The 16,835-nt window shown below is 70.2% G+C and carries 19 protein-coding genes; 5 read left to right on the top strand and 14 right to left on the bottom strand.

The features are described from left to right. Positions 1-27: 27 nt before the first annotated feature. Positions 28-717 (bottom strand): SDR family oxidoreductase, encoded by a 690-nt coding sequence (locus ACFWBQ_RS19640; protein ID WP_385490324.1) that lies wholly within the window; start codon positions 715-717, stop codon positions 28-30. Between the two features lie 28 nt (positions 718-745). Next, entirely contained in the window at positions 746-1,285 is a 540-nt protein-coding gene (locus ACFWBQ_RS19635; protein WP_385490321.1) for a TIGR00730 family Rossman fold protein, read from the bottom strand. 76 nt (positions 1,286-1,361) lie between these two features. Here ACFWBQ_RS19635 and ACFWBQ_RS19630 point away from each other — a divergent pair, with 76 nt between their 5' ends. Further along, positions 1,362-1,697, top strand: coding sequence for a DUF427 domain-containing protein (locus ACFWBQ_RS19630; RefSeq protein WP_385490318.1), 336 nt, complete (start codon positions 1,362-1,364; stop codon positions 1,695-1,697). Positions 1,698-1,759: 62 nt separating this feature from the next. Further along, on the top strand, positions 1,760-2,560 hold the full coding sequence (locus ACFWBQ_RS19625) for an alpha/beta fold hydrolase (protein WP_385490315.1): 801 nt from the start codon (positions 1,760-1,762) through the stop codon (positions 2,558-2,560). Positions 2,561-2,627: 67 nt separating this feature from the next. Here the strand turns inward: ACFWBQ_RS19625 and mnmA are convergent, their stop codons facing one another. After that, positions 2,628-3,758: a tRNA 2-thiouridine(34) synthase MnmA gene (mnmA, locus tag ACFWBQ_RS19620; protein ID WP_385490312.1), complete on the bottom strand. Its 1,131-nt coding sequence runs from the start codon at positions 3,756-3,758 to the stop codon at positions 2,628-2,630. A gap of 61 nt (positions 3,759-3,819) precedes the next feature. Here mnmA and ACFWBQ_RS19615 point away from each other — a divergent pair, with 61 nt between their 5' ends. Continuing rightward, on the top strand, positions 3,820-4,518 hold the full coding sequence (locus ACFWBQ_RS19615; protein ID WP_385490309.1) for an N-acetylmuramoyl-L-alanine amidase: 699 nt from the start codon (positions 3,820-3,822) through the stop codon (positions 4,516-4,518). Here ACFWBQ_RS19615 and ACFWBQ_RS19610 read toward each other — a convergent pair. The 3 genes from ACFWBQ_RS19610 to ACFWBQ_RS19600 form a co-directional block, all read right to left on the bottom strand. Beyond that, entirely contained in the window at positions 4,511-5,680 is a 1,170-nt protein-coding gene (locus tag ACFWBQ_RS19610) for a cysteine desulfurase family protein (protein ID WP_385490306.1), read from the bottom strand. The genes ACFWBQ_RS19615 and ACFWBQ_RS19610 overlap by 8 nt on opposite strands. Positions 5,681-5,870: 190 nt before the next feature. Continuing rightward, complete coding sequence (locus ACFWBQ_RS19605) at positions 5,871-6,215, bottom strand: DUF4190 domain-containing protein (RefSeq protein ID WP_385490303.1); 345 nt, start codon at positions 6,213-6,215, stop codon at positions 5,871-5,873. 47 nt (positions 6,216-6,262) lie between these two features. After that, entirely contained in the window at positions 6,263-6,418 is a 156-nt protein-coding gene (locus ACFWBQ_RS19600) for a hypothetical protein (protein WP_383177001.1), read from the bottom strand. A gap of 106 nt (positions 6,419-6,524) precedes the next feature. Here ACFWBQ_RS19600 and ACFWBQ_RS19595 point away from each other — a divergent pair, with 106 nt between their 5' ends. Both ACFWBQ_RS19595 and ACFWBQ_RS19590 read left to right on the top strand, forming a co-directional pair. Then, on the top strand, positions 6,525-7,148 hold the full coding sequence (locus ACFWBQ_RS19595) for a TetR family transcriptional regulator (protein WP_385490299.1): 624 nt from the start codon (positions 6,525-6,527) through the stop codon (positions 7,146-7,148). A gap of 10 nt (positions 7,149-7,158) precedes the next feature. Next, positions 7,159-7,992, top strand: coding sequence for an alpha/beta fold hydrolase (locus tag ACFWBQ_RS19590; protein WP_385490296.1), 834 nt, complete (start codon positions 7,159-7,161; stop codon positions 7,990-7,992). On the opposite strand, the gene ACFWBQ_RS19585 is transcribed toward ACFWBQ_RS19590, so the two are convergent. The 8 genes from ACFWBQ_RS19585 to ACFWBQ_RS19550 form a co-directional block, all read right to left on the bottom strand. Then, complete coding sequence (locus ACFWBQ_RS19585) at positions 7,964-8,935, bottom strand: helix-turn-helix transcriptional regulator (protein WP_385490293.1); 972 nt, start codon at positions 8,933-8,935, stop codon at positions 7,964-7,966. The two genes, ACFWBQ_RS19590 and ACFWBQ_RS19585, sit on opposite strands and share 29 nt — an antisense overlap. Before the next feature lie 82 nt (positions 8,936-9,017). Next, positions 9,018-9,884: a thioesterase family protein gene (locus ACFWBQ_RS19580; protein ID WP_385490290.1), complete on the bottom strand. Its 867-nt coding sequence runs from the start codon at positions 9,882-9,884 to the stop codon at positions 9,018-9,020. Positions 9,885-9,935: 51 nt separating this feature from the next. Next, on the bottom strand, positions 9,936-10,607 hold the full coding sequence (locus tag ACFWBQ_RS19575; RefSeq protein ID WP_385490287.1) for a trimeric intracellular cation channel family protein: 672 nt from the start codon (positions 10,605-10,607) through the stop codon (positions 9,936-9,938). A 46-nt stretch (positions 10,608-10,653) separates the two neighbouring features. Then, positions 10,654-12,036 (bottom strand): oligopeptide/dipeptide ABC transporter ATP-binding protein, encoded by a 1,383-nt coding sequence (locus tag ACFWBQ_RS19570; RefSeq protein ID WP_385490284.1) that lies wholly within the window; start codon positions 12,034-12,036, stop codon positions 10,654-10,656. Continuing rightward, entirely contained in the window at positions 12,033-13,025 is a 993-nt protein-coding gene (locus ACFWBQ_RS19565) for an ABC transporter ATP-binding protein (protein ID WP_385490281.1), read from the bottom strand. The genes ACFWBQ_RS19570 and ACFWBQ_RS19565 overlap by 4 nt, the downstream gene beginning before the upstream one ends. Positions 13,026-13,031: 6 nt before the next feature. Then, positions 13,032-13,994, bottom strand: coding sequence for an ABC transporter permease (locus tag ACFWBQ_RS19560; RefSeq protein ID WP_385490277.1), 963 nt, complete (start codon positions 13,992-13,994; stop codon positions 13,032-13,034). A 1-nt stretch (position 13,995) separates the two neighbouring features. After that, a complete protein-coding gene (locus tag ACFWBQ_RS19555; protein WP_385490274.1) occupies positions 13,996-15,000 on the bottom strand; it encodes an ABC transporter permease in 1,005 nt (334 codons plus the stop codon). An 85-nt stretch (positions 15,001-15,085) separates the two neighbouring features. Beyond that, the gene (locus ACFWBQ_RS19550; RefSeq protein WP_385490271.1) at positions 15,086-16,753 is read right to left on the bottom strand and encodes an ABC transporter substrate-binding protein; all 1,668 of its coding nucleotides are present in this window, start codon (positions 16,751-16,753) and stop codon (positions 15,086-15,088) included. Between the last annotated feature and the right edge of the window lie 82 nt (positions 16,754-16,835).

Genomic DNA, 16,835 nt, shown 5'->3' with positions numbered 1-16,835 from the left:
AGCGTACGGGCCCCTGCCCGCGGGTTCTCAGCGGCCGGGGCGCACGGTCAGATTGTTGATCTCGGCGTCGCGCGGCAGGTCGATCGCCAGCAGGATCGTGGTGGCCACGGACTCCGGGTCGATCCACCGGGAGGCGTCGTACTCCTTGCCCTCCTGCTGGTGGACCTTGGCCTGCATGGGGCTGGCGGTGCGCCCGGGGTAGACAGATGTCACCCGGACACCACTCCCGTGCTCCTCGTGGCGCAGCGAGTCGGCGAGCGCCTTCAGGCCGTGCTTGCTCGCGGCGTACGCACCCCACTCGGCGTGCGCGTCGAGCCCGGCGCCCGAGTTCACGAAGACGACGTGGCCCTGCGAGACGCGCAGCTGCGGCAGCAGCAGCCGGGTCAGCTCGGCGGGGGCGATCAGATTGGCGTTGAGCTGGAAGTGCCAGGCCTTGGGGGTGAGGTCGCCGATCCGGCCGAGCTCGACGACGCCCGCGATGTGCAGCAGCGAGTCGAGACGTTCGGGCATCGGCTGCTGCCCGAAGGCCCAGGAGAGCCGGTCGGGGTTGCCGAGGTCGCCGACGAGTGTGCGGGCCCCGGGGTGGAGCGCGGCCAGTTCCTTGGCGCGTCCCGCGTCCCGGGCCAGCAGCACGAGCTCGTCGCCGCGCTCCAGGAGCCGGCGGGCGACGGCTGCGCCGATACCGGAGCCGGCGCCGGTGATGAGGTGAGTAGGCATGCCCCTCATGCTGTCATCCCGCCGGGCCTCACAGCAGGCCGGCCGACTCCTCCAGGTAGGCGAGCGCCCCTACACCGTCCTTGGCGAAGAAGACCAGGTCGGTGAGGGGCAGCGGCAGGAAGCCCTCGTCCTCCATGCGCTGGAACTGCTGGCGCAGACCGTCGTAGAACCCGGCCGTGTTCAGCAGGACGACGGGCTTGCCGTGCTTGCCGTGCTTCTTCAGCTCCAGGATCTCCGTGGCCTCGTCGAGCGTCCCCGTGCCCCCGACCATGACCACGACGGCGTCGGCCTTCTCCAGGAGCAGCGCCTTGCGCTCGGCCAGGTCCTTGGCGATCACCATCTCGTCGGCGTCGGTCCTGGCCTTCGCCGCCAGGAAATCCACCGACACGCCCACGAGCCGCCCGCCGGCCGCCTGCACCCCGTCGGCGACGACCTTCATGAGTCCGCTCTCCGACCCTCCCCAGACCAGGGTGTGCCCGCCCCGTCCCAGCAGTTCGGCGAATTCCCGGGCGGGCACGGTGTAGCGGTCGTCGAGGTCGGCGGCGGAGAGAAAGACACAAATGTTCATGCGACCACGGTACGGGCTGCCCCTGACGCTCCCCCGGAGAGGGAAGAAACCGGCCCGCCGAACGGCTGAACCGGTCATGACGACCACACGAGGACACCGCATCACCGTCGGACCCGAAGCCGTGCACGTGCGCGCGGTACGCGACGGGCAACTGCTCGCCGAGAGCCACCGTCCGCTCGTGCTGCGCGAGACGGGCTGTCCCGTCAGGTACTACCTGCCGCCCGAGGATGTCCGTACCGACCTGCTGACCCCTTCGGATACCCGTACGTACTGCCCGTTCAAGGGAGATGCCTCGTACTGGTCACTGCCGGACGCCGCGGACCTCGTCTGGGTCTATCCGGAGCCCAAGGAGCACGTCGCGGCCGTCAGGGACCACTTCTGCTTCTACGACGCGGAGGTGGTCGCCGACTGAGCGTCAGAAATATTTCTCCGCCGCGGCGATGAGTTCTGCGCGGCGGGACAGTCCACCCTCACATGGACAAGACTCTCTCCCGCGACGGCACGTCGATCGCGTATCGCCGGCGGGGGGACGGGCCACCGGTGGTCCTGGTCGGCGGGGCACTCAGCACCGCGGCGACCGAGGAGGCGCTGGCCGCTCTGCTGGCACCGCGCTTCACGGTGGTCACGTACGACCGCCGGGGACGCGGCGCCAGCGGTGACAGCAGGCCGTACACGGTCCTCCGGGAGATCGAGGACCTGGCCGCGGTGGCGGGCCGGGCGGGTGAGCGGGTGTCCCTGTTCGGCATGCTGTCGGGCGGGGCGCTGGCCCTGGAGGCGCAGGCGGCGGGGCTGCCCGTGGATCTCCTCGCGGTCTACGAGCCGCCGTACACCCCCGGGCCCGCCGGCCTCCTGTACAAGTCCCGCTGCACGGCCCGGCTGCACCGGATGCTGTCCATCGGGGACCGCGACGGCGCCGTCGCCCTGTACATGTCCCGGACCGGCGTCCCGGAGGAGACGATCGCCCGTATGCGCCACTTCCCGCTGTGGAAGGGCCTGGAAGCGCTGGCACACACCCTGGCGTACGACGACACACTGCTGGGCAACGGCACGGTCCCGGCCGAGCGGTTCGCGTCCGTGACGGCGCGCACGCTGGTGGTCTGCGGCGGCTTCAGCCCCGACCGGACCCGTGAGACGACTCTCGCCCTCGCTGCGGTGGTCCCCAGGGCGCGGCACCGCACCCTGACCGGCCAGACGCGCGAGCTGGCACCCCAGGCGATCGCCCCGGTGCTGGCGGACTTCTTCGCCAGGGACGTGTTCCTGCGCGAATTGATCTAGCGGAGCCCCTGGACAATCCGGACCGGCCGGGTCGCCGCAGGGGAGCGACCCGGTCCGAGGCCGCGCGTCAGCCCGCTGCCGCCCTCTCGCGGCGGACGGTCGTCGCGATGGTGGCGGAGCCGACCACCCTGGTGCCGTCGTACAGCACCACCGCCTGGCCGGGGGCCACACCCCGTACGGGCTCGGCGAACGAGACGTACAGGGTGCCGTCGGTCAGCTCCGCCGTCACCTCGGTCTCGCCGCCGTGGGCGCGCAGCTGCGCGGTGTACGTACCGGCGCCGGCCGGGGCCGTACCGCACCAGCGGGGCTTGATGGCGGTGAGGGCCGTGACGTCGAGGGCTTCGGCCGGGCCGACCGTCACCGTGTTGTTCACCGGGGAGATGTCCAGGACGTAGCGCGGCTTGCCGTCGGGGGCCGGGTGGCCGATGCGCAGGCCCTTGCGCTGGCCGATGGTGAAGCCGAAGGCGCCCTCGTGGGTGCCCACCTTCGTACCGGACTCGTCGACGATGTCACCCTCCGCGGGGCCCCCGAGGCGGCCGGCGAGGAAGCCCTGGGTGTCGCCGTCGGCGATGAAGCAGATGTCGTGGCTGTCGGGCTTCTTGGCGACGGCGAGCCCGCGGCGCTCGGCCTCGGCCCGGATCTCGTCCTTGGTGGTGAGGGTGTCGCCGAGCGGGAACATCGCGTGGGCGAGCTGCTTCTCGTCCAGCACGCCGAGGACGTAGCTCTGGTCCTTGGCCATGTCCGAGGCGCGGTGCATCTCCCGGGTGCCGTCGTCGTTCAGTACGACGGTGGCGTAGTGGCCCGTGCAGACCGCGTCGAAGCCGAGCGCCAGGGCCTTGTCGAGCAGTGCGGCGAACTTGATCTTCTCGTTGCAGCGCAGGCAGGGGTTGGGGGTGCGCCCCGCCTCGTACTCCGCGACGAAGTCGTCCACGACGTCCTCGCGGAAGCGTTCCGCGAGGTCCCAGACGTAGAACGGGATGCCGATGACGTCCGCCGCACGGCGGGCGTCCCGGGAGTCCTCGATGGTGCAACAGCCGCGTGCCCCGGTACGGAAGGACTGCGGGTTCGCGGAGAGGGCGAGGTGCACACCGGTCACGTCGTGGCCTGCCTCGGCGGCACGGGCCGCGGCGACGGCGGAGTCGACTCCGCCCGACATGGCGGCGAGCACACGGAGGGGGCGCTGGGAGGTCTGAGTCATAGCTTTACCAGGGTACGGGGCCCCGGGAACCGAATGCGCGCGGATAAGCGTTGACGATCACATGGGGAGCAAAGGGAAGGCCGAAGGATCCGGGAGCGGGTCGCGCGCCCTCAGCAGACGCACTCTGCTGATCGGCGGGGGTGCGGCCGCCGTGGGCACGGCCGCACTGGCCGCGGAGGAGATCCGGCGCGTCTGGTGGCGGGTGCCGGGCGTGGAGAAGCCCCGCAAGCCGGGTGAGCTGGACTTCGCGGGTGCCCGGTGGGTGGCGGCCTCCGAGGCGAACTGGCGTCGGGCCGACCGCCCCGACGACTACGGCGTGGACCGGGTCATCATCCATGTCACGCAGGGCAGCTTCGCCAGCGCGGTCAAGGTCTTCCAGGATCCGGCGCACCGCGCGGCGACGCACTACATCGTCGGCCAGGACGGCCGTGTGACCCAGATGATCCGCGAGCTGGACGTGGCGTACCACGCCGGTAACCGCTCGTTCAACGAACGCAGTGTCGGCATCGAGCACGAGGGCTTCGTGGACCGCCCGAAGGACTTCACGGACCGGATGTACGAGTCGTCGGCGCGGCTGACGGCCGCGATATGCGCGCGGTACGGGATTCCCGTGGACCGCGAGCACATCATCGGGCACGTCGAGGTGCCGGGCACGGACCACACGGATCCCGGACCGCACTGGGACTGGGACCGCTACATGAAGCTGGTCCGGGCCGCGTCGAAGGCGGCGAGGACAGCAGGGGCGACGGAGGCTAACTGAGCCCGGCCGTCCTGGCCCGCTCGACCGCGGGGCCGATCGCCCGTGCGACGTCCTCGATGTCCTGCTTGACGGACGTGTGGCCGAGCGAGAAGCGCAGAGTGCCGCGCGCCAGATCCGGGTCGGTGCCCGTGGCCAGCAGTACGTGACTCGGCTGGGCGATTCCGGCCGTGCACGCGGAGCCGGTGGAGCACTCGATGCCCTGGGCGTCGAGCAGCAGCAGGAGGGAGTCCCCCTCGCAGCCGGGGAAGGTGAAGTGGGCATTGGCGGGCAGCCGGCCGCCGGGGGCCGGGTCGCCGCCGAGAACGGCATCGGGAACAGCCCGCAGGACCGCTGCGGTCAGGTCGTCGCGGAGTGCGCCGATCTCCCGGGCGAAGTCCTCACGTCCATCGGCGGCGTGCCGTCCGGCGACGGCGAAGGCGGCGACAGCGGGCACGTCGAGGGTGCCGGAGCGTACATGGCGCTCCTGTCCGCCGCCGTGCAGCACGGGCACAGGGGTCTGGTCGCGGCCGAGGAGCAGCGCGCCGACGCCGAAGGGGCCACCGATCTTGTGGGCGCTGACGGTCATCGCGGCCAGCCCCGAGCGGGCGAAGTCGACCTCCAGCTGCCCGAAGGCCTGCACCGCGTCGGCATGCATGGGTACATCGAACTCGCGTGCCACATCGGCCAGTTCACGGACCGGCATGACGGTGCCGATCTCGTTGTTGGCCCACATGACGGTGACCAGGGCCACATCGTCGGGGTTGCGGAGGATCGCCTCACGCAGGGCCTCGGGGTGCACCCGCCCGTACCGGTCGACGGGCAGGTATTCGACGGTGGCGCCCTCGTGTTCCGCGAGCCAGTCGACGGCGTCGATCACGGCGTGGTGCTCCACGGGGCTGGCGAGGACCCTGGTGCGACGGGGGTCCGCGTCGCGGCGGGACCAGTAGAGGCCCTTCACTGCGAGATTGTCGGCCTCGGTTCCGCCCGAGGTGAGAACCACCTCGCTGGGGCGCGCACCGAGGGCGTCGGCGAGCGTCTCTCTGGACTCCTCGACGGTACGGCGGGCCCGGCGCCCGGCGGCATGCAGGGAGGACGCGTTGCCGGTGACGGCGAGGTGCGCGGTCATCGCCGCGATCGCCTCCGGAAGCATCGGAGTGGTCGCGGCGTGGTCGAGGTAAGCCATGGTGGACCCGATTCTACGAGTCCGCGGCGGGGCTCACGCCGGGCGCATCGCGTCACTACTCCCTCAGGGGTCCTGGGAGGTGCGCCGGGCGCATCGCGTCACGGCTCCCTCAGGGGTCCCGGGAGGTACGCCGCCCGCCCCGGTCCGGAGCCCGATCCGGTACCGGGAGTGAGCTCTCGACCCGCCCCGGTCAGCCGCCGAAGTTCCAGGAGACGGTGCCGTTTTCGGTGACCAGGACGGCGAGAACGACCAGGTCGGCGATGCCGAGGGCGAGCCCGAGCAGGGCGCGGCCGCGGCGGGCGGTGGAGCGGGCGAGGGCGATGACCGCCATGACGATGGCGACGGGCCCGAGCAGGATGTTCATCACCAGGAGACCGAGCAGCCCGAGCACGAACGAGGCGACGGCCAGTCCGTCCGCCTCACGGGAGGCCTCGCGGGTGCCGGGCGTCCGGTCGGAGCGCGGAGCGGCCCCTGTCCCGGTCTCGTTCCGGGTTCGGGTTCGGGTTCGGCGGGCGAATGCGGTGGTGAGTGTCATGGTGCGTGCTCCTTCGGATCCGGTGGGATACGGAGTCGGGTGCCGGATCAGCGGGTCCGGCGGCCGAGGCGCTCACGGACTCCGAAGAGCGCCAGCCAGAGGCCGATCAGGGCGCCTGCGGTCAGCGCCAGGGGCAGCGGCAGATGCGCGACCGCTCCGAGGACGACCCCCAGCAGGAGCAGGGCAGCGACGAGGACGAACATGTGTGGCCCTTTCTGCGAGCATTTGAGAGTACGAGTGTTCACTGACTTTGCAGTCTAGACCCGTCACCCCTTCCAAGACTCGGAGAACGGTTGTTTACTGAATGGCATGAGTCACACCGTCGGCATCCGCCAGACCCAGAAGCTGAAGACACGTCAGGCACTCCTGGACGCCGCCCTGCGGCTGCTGGAGCACCAGAGCCTGAGCAGCCTGGGTCTGCGCGAGGTGACGCGGGCCGTGGGCGTGGCCCCGACCGCCTTCTACCGCCACTTCGACGGCACGGCGGCGCTGGGCGTGGCCCTCGTCGAGGAGACCCTGGGAAGCCTGCACGGCATGATCGGCGCGATCCTCGCCGAGACGGGTGACAGCGAGGAGCGGCTGGACCGCAGCGTCGAGCTGATCGCCCGCCATGTCTCCGGGCAGCCCGCCCACTTCCGCTTCATCGCCCGCGAGCAGCACGGCGGCGTCGGCCCCGTACGCGAGGCCATAACCTGCCAGCTGCGCCTCTTCGCCGAGGAGGTGGCGGCGGCTCTCGGCACGGAGCCGGAGTCGGCGGGCTGGGACCGCGAGGACCTCCTGATGCTGGGCGGGCTGTACGTCGACCACATGGTGCTCACCGCATCGGCGCTCCTGGACGCGGGCCCCGAGGGTGAGCGGGCGGTCGTCCGGCAGGCGCGGCGCCGGCTGCGCCTGGTCACGCTGGGCCGGGCCCACTGGCTGGACAGCCCATAGGGTCCTTGCCATGAGCGAATGGACTCTCGACCGGACCTTCACCAGTTCCTCGGGCGAGGTGCGCTGGGCCGTGCTCGGCCCGGAGCAGGCTCCGCCGGTCGTCCTGGTGCACGGCACGCCCTTCTCCTCGTACGTCTGGCGCGGCATCGCCCGTGCGCTGGCCCAGGACCACCGTGTGTACGTATGGGACCTGCCCGGCTACGGCGCGTCCGCCCAGTTCACGGACCAGGACGTGTCCCTGCGCGCCCAGGCCTGGGTCTTCACCGAGCTCCTCGCCCACTGGGGGCTGCCCGAACCGGCCGTGGTCGCCCACGACTTCGGCGGCTGCGTCGCCCTGCGCGCCCGCCTCCTGCACGGAGCCCGCTACCGGCGCCTCGCGCTCGTCGACCCGGTGGCGCTGGCCCCGTGGGGGTCGCCCGCGTACCGGCTGCTGGGCGGCCACGCGGAGGTCTTCGGCGAGCTTCCGGCCTCTCTGCACCGGGCCCTGGTGACCCAGTACGTGAGTTCCGCCAGCCGTCCGGGGCTGCGTCCCGCGGTGCTCGAGCGGCTCGTCGCCCCCTGGTGCACCGAGGCCGGACAGCCCGCCTTCTACCGGCAGATCGCCCAGAACGACCAGCGGTTCACCGACGACATCCAGCACCGTTACGGGGAGCTGGAGCTGCCCGTACTGATCTGCTGGGGCACCGAGGACACCTGGATCCCAGTCGCGCGCGGCCATGAACTGGCCGCGCTGATTCCGGGCGCCGTACTCCGGCTGATCGCCGGGGCCGGGCACCTCGTCCAGGAGGACGCGCCGGCCGAGCTGACCGCCGCCCTCACCGGCTTCCTGAGTACACGTCCCTGACCGCCGCCGCGGTCTCGGCGAGCAGGCGGCGCGCCTCGGGTGGCGACAGCACTTCGAGGTCCGGCCCGAAGGCGAGCAGGGAACGCGCCCATGCCACCTCGGCCACGGCCAGTTCGGCGAGCAGCCACTCCTGCGGCTCCGCCGCGTCGGGCAGGGGCGGGCCCGTGAGCACGCCGGCGTTCAGGCGCACGAAGAGGTCCAGCCTGGAACGGTGCACGCGCACCCGGAGCCGTACGCCGCCCGGGCGTTCCTCGACCTGTCTGCGCAGCTGCGCCCATGCGTCGGACAGCTCCACCCCGCCCCGGCGCACCACGGGCTCCTCGGCCAGGGATGCACGCCGCACCCGGTCGGCGCGGAAGAGCCTGGGTGCGCCGTCGAGATCGGCGACCAGGTACCAGACGTCGGCCTTCACCACGAGACCGTACGGATCGACGGTGTAGTCGCACGGGGTCTCGGTGCCGCTGTGCCGGTAGCGGATCATCAGCCGGCGGTCGGCGAGGACCGCCTCGTGCAGTTCGCCCACGTCGACGGTGGGCTGCGGTCCGCGCATCCAGCGGACCGGGTCCACGAGAATGCGCCGGCTCGTCTGCTCCGCGGCGGGCCTGTGCGGCGCGGGGAGCGCTGCCATCACCTTGCGCAGGGCGGAGCCGAGCGCGGCATCGAGGCCGAGTGCGGAGTGGGCTCCCCGGGCGGCGAGAACGAACAGGGCGCGCGCCTCGTCGGTGGTGAGCCCGGTGACATCGGTACGGAAGCCCGGCAGGAGCGCGATCCCGCCGTGGCGCCCCCGCTCGGCGTAGACGGGCACGCCTGACGCCGAGAGTGCCTCGATGTCGCGGTAGATGGTGCGTACGGAGACGTCGAGGCGCTCGGCCAGCTCGGAGGCGGGGACCAGGCCGCGGGTCTGGAGCAGCAGGAGGACGGAGAGCAGCCGGTCGGATTTCACCGCACCATCATGGCGCGGCGGCCCGGCCCGGTGCGGCGGCCGCCCGCACACACGTACGGCCGGAAGACCGGCCGCCCGGCACTCAGCCGCGCGGTGCGCGGGCCAGCTGGCGGGACTGTGCCACCAGGCGGTCGGCGCTGTCCCAGACCTCCGCGTCCTCCTCCAGGAAGCCGCCCGCGAGGTTGCGGGTGGTGATGGAGACGCGCAGCGGCCCGGGGGCGGGACGGCAGCGGATGTGGGTGGTGAGCTCGATCGTGGGCGTCCAGCCCTTCAGCCCCAGCTCGAACGAGGTCGGCGGCATCGCGTCGACGGTGAGCAGCAGCGAGAGCGGGTCGGCGTCACGGCCGTCCGCGAGTCCGAACCAGCCCCGCATCTCGCCCTTGCCGGACGGTGCGCCGATGGCCCAGCCGATCGTCGCCGGGTCGAGCTTGATGTCGAGACGTTCGGTGATGGCGGAGCTGCCGGGGATCGCCGCCGGGCCGTCGGCCGGGCCGAGGCAGTGCTCCCGCGGCGGGATGGCGGGCAGCTCGGCGGACGTACGGACGTCATCGGTCAGGCCGTCCAGGTCACCGTAGGTGGCGAGTACCCGGATGCGCTCGATCTCGGTGCCGTCCTCCGCGAACTGGAAGAGCGAGGCCTCACCGGTGGACAGCGTGCGGCCGGTACGGACCACCTGCGTACGGATGACGGCGGGGCCCGGGACGGAAGCCGTGAGGTAGTGCGCGGAGACCGAGAACGGGTCGGAGTGCGGCAGCGCCTCGCCGAGTGCCCGGCCGAGCATGGCCAGCAGATAGCCGCCGTTGACCGCGTGGATGATGGTCCATCCTGCGGAGAGCTCGGCGTCGTAGACGCCCTCTTCACGGAGTGAGACGGCGGTGTCGCGGTCGAACTCGCTGTCGCCGATGATTGCCTGCGCTGTGCGCGGCGCCTGCGCTGCTGCCTGTGCCATGCGATGCACCGTACACCGATTGTGTTACTGAGCGGTAGCTTTCTCTTGCATTCACATACCCGCCGGGGATTCCTCCGCGGTGGCCGAGCGCCGGTTGTAGGCGCGCGGGGCACGCCAGTGGAAGCGCATCGCCAGCAGCCGCAGAACGAACGCGGCGATCACCGCGGTACCGCTGGTGAAGGCGTTGAGGGCGTCGAAGCGGATGCAGAGCACCACCATGACCGCGCCGACGATCGCGGGCACCGCGTACAGGTCGCGGTCCCAGCGCAGCAGGGACGGCACCTCGTTGGCGAGTACATCGCGCAGCACACCGCCTCCGACGGCGGTGGCCAGCCCCAGAGCGGCGGACGCGGTGAGGCCGAGGCCGTAGTCGTAGGCCTTGACGGTGCCGGCGACGCAGAAGAGGCCGAGACCGGCCGCGTCGAAGACGTTGACTCCGACCTGGATCCGCTCGACGTGCGGATGGAGGAAGAAGACGAGGCCGGCGGCGAGCAGCGGGGTCAGGAAGTAGCCGAGATCCGTGAAGGCCGCGGGCGGGATCGCCCCGATCATCACATCGCGGAAGATCCCTCCGCCCAGCGCTGTCACCTCGGCGAGCACCGCGATGCCGAAGACATCGAAGTTCTTGCGTACGGCGAGCAGGGCACCCGAGATCGCAAAGACGAAGATCCCGACGATGTCGAGCGCATGCTGGACGGAGGGAGTGAAGAGTTCGTTGAGCACCGGACAGTTCTACAACGTCCGGTGCCCACGATGTCGCCCGGAGGCGTCAGGCAGTGCCGGCCTTCCCCTCGGCCCCGGCCCCGGCCGCGTCTACCGCCTTCTCCTCTTTGGACCCGGCCGTGTCTGCCGCCTCGTCCGTGGCGTCTGCTGTATCCGCCGCTTCGCCCTCGGGCGCGGACGCTTCCCCGGACTCGTTCTCCGGATCCGCTGCCACGGACTTCTCCGCGACGGGCTCCTCGGCAACCGGCTCCTCGGCGACCGGCTCGGCGGCGACCGGCTCGGACGCCTTCTGTGCGGGCACCTTCCCAGCGGGTACCTTCTCGGCGACGGGCTGCTCGACGGGCGCAGCCGCCGTGTCCGCAGACGTGTCCACTGCCGCGTCCGCGGTCCTGTCCGTCCCCACGACCGCCTCGATGCCCGTGGCCCGGGTCAGCCCGATCGTCCCGTCCTCGATCTCGGCCGCGAAGTGGCAGGCCACCTTGTGCCCGTCACCCAGGTCCGTCAGGACCGGGCGCTCGAGCGCGCACTTGTCCTGCACCCACGGGCAGCGGGTGTGGAACCGGCAGCCGGCGGGCGGGTTGGCCGGCGAGGGCAGGTCGCCCTGGAGCAGGATCCGCTCCCGCCGGTCCTCGACCTCCGGGTCGGGCACCGGCACCGCGGACATGAGCGCCCGGGTGTACGGGTGCTTCGGTCCGGCGTACAGCGCGTCGCTCGGCGCCTCCTCCACCAGGGAGCCCAGGTACATGACCCCGATGACGTCGGAGATGTGCCGGACGACGGCGAGGTCGTGGGCGATGACGAGGTACGTGAGCCCCAGCGACTGCTGCAGCTCCTCCAGCAGGTTGATGACCTGCGCCTGGATCGACACGTCGAGCGCCGAGACCGGCTCGTCGCAGATGATCACATCCGGCTCGAGCACCAGCGCGCGGGCGATGCCGATGCGCTGGCGCTGTCCGCCGGAGAACTCGTGCGGGTAGCGGGACAGCGAGTTCGCGGGCAGACCGACCTTGGCGAGAATCGCCTTGATCTTCTCCCGGCGGTCGTCCCGGTCGGCGCCGATCCCGTGGGCCGCCATGCCCTCGGAGAGGATCGACTCGATGTTCTGCCGCGGGTTGAGGCTGCCGAGCGGGTCCTGGAAGACCATCTGGAGCCGGCGGCGGTACCGGCGCATCTCCTCGTCCGGCAGCTTGGCCAGGTCGGTGCCGTCGAAGACGACCTCACCGGAGGTGATGTCCACCAGCCGCAGCACGGCCCGGCCCAGCGTCGTCTTGCCGCAGCCCGACTCACCCACGAGCCCGTACGTCTGTCCGGCCTCAACGCTCAGCGAGATGCCGTCCACGGCGTACACGTGTCCGACCGTACGGTCGAAGAAGACCCCCTTCCTTACGGGGAAGTGGACCTTCACATCGTCGAGTTCGAGCAGGCTCATGCCGAAACCTCCGCCTTGGGCAGGACCGGGTTGACACAGCGCACCTTGTGTCCGGCCGTGCGTGGTTCGGTCAGTTCGGGAGTGCCCGTGAGGCACTCCATCGTGTAGAAGTCGCAGCGGGGCGCGAAGGCACAGCCGTCGGCCCAGGCGATCTTGTCGTTGATCGATCCGCGGATCGGGTGGAGCGGCTCCCCGCGCGGTGCGTCCAGACGCGGGATGGATCCGAGCAGCCCGTGCGCGTACGGGTGCGTGGGTGCGGCGAACAGCTCACGCCGGTCCGCGGACTCCACCGTCCGTCCCGCGTACAGCACGTTGACCTCGTCGCAGATACCGGCGACGACCCCGAGGTCGTGGGTGATCATCAGCAGGGCGGTGCCCTCCTGGTCGACCAGTTCCTTGAGGAGTTCCAGGATCTGGGCCTGGATGGTCACATCGAGCGCGGTGGTCGGCTCGTCGGCGATGAGCAGCCGGGGTGCGCAGGCCACCGCCATGGCGATGAGCGCACGCTGCCGCATACCGCCGGACAGCTGGTGCGGGTACTCCTTCAGCCGTCGGCGCGGGTCCGGGATACCGACCCGGTCCAGGAGGTGGGCGGCCTCCTTGCGGGCGGCCTCCCCCTTCAGGCCGCGGTGCCGCTGGAGGATCTCGGTCACCTGAATGCCGATGGGGATCACCGGGTTGAGCGAGGACAGCGGGTCCTGGAAGATCATCGCGAGCTGGCTGCCGCGCATGTCGCGGAGCTTGCGCCGGCTGATGGTCAGCAGGTCCTGGCCGTCGAACTCCACGCGTCCGCCGACCTTCACGCCCTTGTCGGGCAGCAGGCCCATCAGGGCGAGCGAGGTCACGGACTTGCCGCAGCCGGATTCGCCCACCAGGCCGACGACCTCGCCCTGGTCCACGGTGAAGGAGACACCGTCGACGGCGACGGAGTCCTTGCGGCCGCGTCCTCCGAAGGTGACGCTGAGCTGGTCAACATTGAGCAGTGCCATGGGAGATCAGCCTCGCAGCTTCGGGTCGAGGGCTTCGCGCATGGCCTCGCCGAGCAGGGTGAAGCCCAGTGCGGTGATGATGATCCCGACGGCCGGATAGGCGGCCATCATCGGCTCGTTGTCGAAGAACCGCTGCGCCTGGGAGAGCATGACGCCCCATTCCGGGATCGCCGGGTCGGGGTTGCCGAGGCCGAGGTAGGACAGGGCCGCGGCTTCGATGATCGCGGTGGCGAGGCTGAGCGTCGCCTGGACGATCACCGGGCTCAGCGAGTTGGGCAGGATCTGCGTGAGGACGATCCGCTTCTTCCGGATGCCGAGCGCCTTGGCCGCCAGTACGTAGTCCGCGCCGCCCTGGGCGAGCATCGAGCCGCGCAGCAGACGGGCGAAGACGGGGATCTGGACGACGCCGACGGCGATCATCACGGTGGTCAGGGACTGGCCCATCACGGCAGCGATGGAGACCGCCAGGAGCAGGGACGGCAGCGACAGCATGAGGTCGGTGATACGCATGATCACGGTGTCGATCCGCTGACCGACCTTGCCGCCGAGGGTCACGGCGGCACCGGACAGCACACCGACGACCGCGCCGATGACCAGACCGATGAGCATCGAGACCACACCCACGAGCAGGGTCTGGCGTGCACCGACGAGCATGCGGGAGAACAGGTCGCGGCCGAGGTGGTCGAGGCCGAACCAGTTCTCGCCGCGCATGCCGACGAACTTGCCCTGGTTGGCGAAGACTTCGCCGCGCCAGGTCTGGGCGGTGGGGCTGTAGGGGGCGATCCACGGTCCCACGATCGCCAGCACCACGAACACGCCGATGACGACGGCGCCGATGATGGCCATCTTGCTGCCCCTGAGCCGCCGCAGGGCCTCGCGCCACAGGCTCGCGCCTGTGGTCGACTCGGTCTGCTGGGTCAGCTCGGCGAGCCGGTCGATCTTGTCGGCCCTGTTGGTCAATGTCGTCACGTCAGTGCACCCGCACTCTCGGGTCGATGATGCTGTAGGCGACGTCGACCAGCAGGTTGATGAGGACGTACACCATCGCGATGAAGAGGATGAACCCGACCAGCACCGGGTAGTCGCGGGCGTCGATCGAGAGACGGATGAAGGAGCCGATGCCTCCGAAGGAGAAGACCGACTCGGTCAGCACCGCACCCGACAGCAGGCTTCCGGTCAGCAGGCCGACCGCGGTGACCACGGGGAGCAGCGCGTTGCGCAGCACGTGGCGGCCGCGAACGACCCGCTTCTCCAGGCCCTTGGACTCGGCGGTGCGGATGTAGTCCTCGCCGAGGACCTCCAGGACGCTCGCCCGGGTCATGCGCACGATCACGGCGAGCGGAATGGTCGCGAGGGCGATCGCGGGCAGCACCAGGTGCATGATCGCGTCCCAGGTCGCGTCGAGCTCACCGGTCAGCAGGCCGTCCAGGGTGGCGAATCCCGTGATGTTCGTGGCGTCGAGCCCCGTGGAGAGCCGTCCGTAGCTCGGGAAGATATGCAGCTGGACGGCGAGGATGCCCTTGAGTATCAGTGCGAGGAAGAACACGGGGATGCAGATGCCGATCAGCGATCCGGACACCGAGGCGACGTCGAGCCAGCCACCGCGGTGGCGGGCGGCGAGGTAGCCCATCGGGATGCCGATCAGGACCGCGATGACGATCGCGGCGACGCTGAGTTCCACGGTGGCCGGGAAGCGCAGGACGAATTCGTCCCACACCGGCTGACCGGTCTGGGTGGAGGTGCCGAGATCCAGTTCGAAGATGCGCTTGAGGAAGCGCCAGTACTGAACGTAGACGGGCTCATCGAGCCCCAACACCCGGTTGATACGCGCCACTTCGGCTTCGGTCGCCCGCTCGCCCAGGATCGCTGAGGCGGGTCCGCCGGGCAGCCGGTTCAGCCACAGGAAGAGCAGAACCGACAGGCCGAGCAGGGTGGGTATGAGCTGTAGCAGTCTTCGAACGACGAGTCGCAGCACCCCGCGTGCCCCTTTCTAACGTGTCGAAAAGTGGGCCCGCCCGGCCACCGGAAAAGGGTGGCCGGGCGAACCCACTGATGTGCGGTTACTTGAAGGAGACCTCGGCGAAGTTCTCCTGCGTCAGCGGGGAGACCTTCGGCGGGTTGACGTTCTTGGCGAACGCGATGGCGGGCGGCGAGGACGAGATCGGGAGACCCGGCAGGTACTCCATGATGGTCTCGTTGGCCTTCTTGTAGGCCTCGACGCGTCCGGCGGGGTCGACGACCTTCGACGCGGCGTTCACCGAGTCGAAGACCTTGGCGTCCTTGAAGCCCCACTGCTTGTCGGCGCCGGCGAACCAGGTACCGATGAAGTTGAAGCCGTCGTTGAAGTCACCGGTCCAGCCCAGCATGTGCAGGGCGCAGGAGCCGGCCTCGGTGGCGTCCAGGTAGTCCGGGGCCCACTTCATGGCCTTCGGGACGACCGTGATGCCGGCCTTCTCCAGGTCGGCCTTCATCAGCTCGAACATGTCCTGCGGGGCAGGCATGTAGGGGCGGGTGACCTCGGTCGGGTAGCAGAACTCGAGCGAGAGCTTGCTCTCGCCGGCGTCCTTGAGGAGCTGCTTCGCCTTGTTCGTGTCGAAGGCGTACTGCTTCACCTTGTCCGAGAAGCCGGCGACCGTGTCGGGCATGAACTGCGTGGCGACCTTGCCGCCCTCGGGCAGCTGGGTCTTGACGATGTTCTCGCGGTCGATGGCGTGCGCGATGGCCTGGCGGACCTCGGGCTTCTTCAGCGCCGGGTTCTTCGACTGGGTCATGCCCACGTAGAAGAGGTTGAAGACGTCACGGGTCGGGACCTCGTAGCCCTCGGCCTCCAGCGTCTTGATGTCCGCGGGGGCGACCAGGTCGTAGCCGTCGATGTCACCGGCCTGGAGCGCCTGGCGGCGGCCCTCTTCGGTGTCGATCGTGCGGAAGACCAGGTTCTTCACCTTGGCCTTGGTGCCCCAGTAGCCGTCGAAGCGCTCGAGGCTGACTTCCTTGTTGCTCTTGTTCCACTTGGTGATCTTGTACGGGCCGGTACCGGCGACCGTGCCGGCCACCTGGCTGTACTTGGGGTACGTGATCGCGTCGCCCTTGGCGGTCGCGTCCTGCTTCTCGTACTCCTTGAGGGCCTTCGGCGAGTGGATCGCCAGGGCCTGGAGGGAGAAGCCGCCGGGCAGGTTGGCCGAGGGCTCGTTGACCTCGATGACCGCCGTGTTGGCGTCCTTCGCGGTGCAGGACTTGTAGTTCGCCTTCGGCGCCTCGGCGTCCTCGTTCTTGGCGAAGCCGCCCATGATGGACTGCCAGTAGTACGAGACCGCGCTGGACTGGTACGTGCCCGCCCAGTTGAACCAGTGGTCGTAGTTCGCGCAGACCGCGGCGGCGTTGAACTCCTCGCCGTCGTGGAACTTCACGTTCTTACGGAGGTTGAACGTCCACACCTTGCCGGCGGGGTCGCTCTCCCACGTCTCGGCCAGTCCGCCGACGAGCTTGCTGCCGCCGGGCTCGTGCTCGAGCAGGGCCTCGAAGGCCTGACGCGTGACCCTGAAGGTCTCACCGTCGCTGGCCAGCGCCGGGTCCAGGGACCCGGGGTCGCCCGCACCTGCGAAGACGAAGGTGTCCTTCGCTCCGTCCTTGGCATCGTTGTCCCGCTCGCTGGAGCAGCCCGTGGCGATCAGGCCGACGGCGACAGCCGCCGTGATCACCCGAACAGTTCGGGACTTGAATATTCGCATGTGGGTCCACCCCAGGTCAGCAGTGTGTGGAGAGGTATTGATTCGCCCGAACCCTACATTCGCGAAGCAGCGCGGAGAACAG

Source organism: Streptomyces sp. NPDC060035, from assembly GCF_042736635.1.
In the GTDB taxonomy this organism is placed as follows: Bacteria; Actinomycetota; Actinomycetes; order Streptomycetales; family Streptomycetaceae; genus Streptomyces.
The sequence above is the reverse complement of the archived record's forward strand: the minus strand, read 5'-3'. Positions and strand labels throughout refer to the sequence as shown.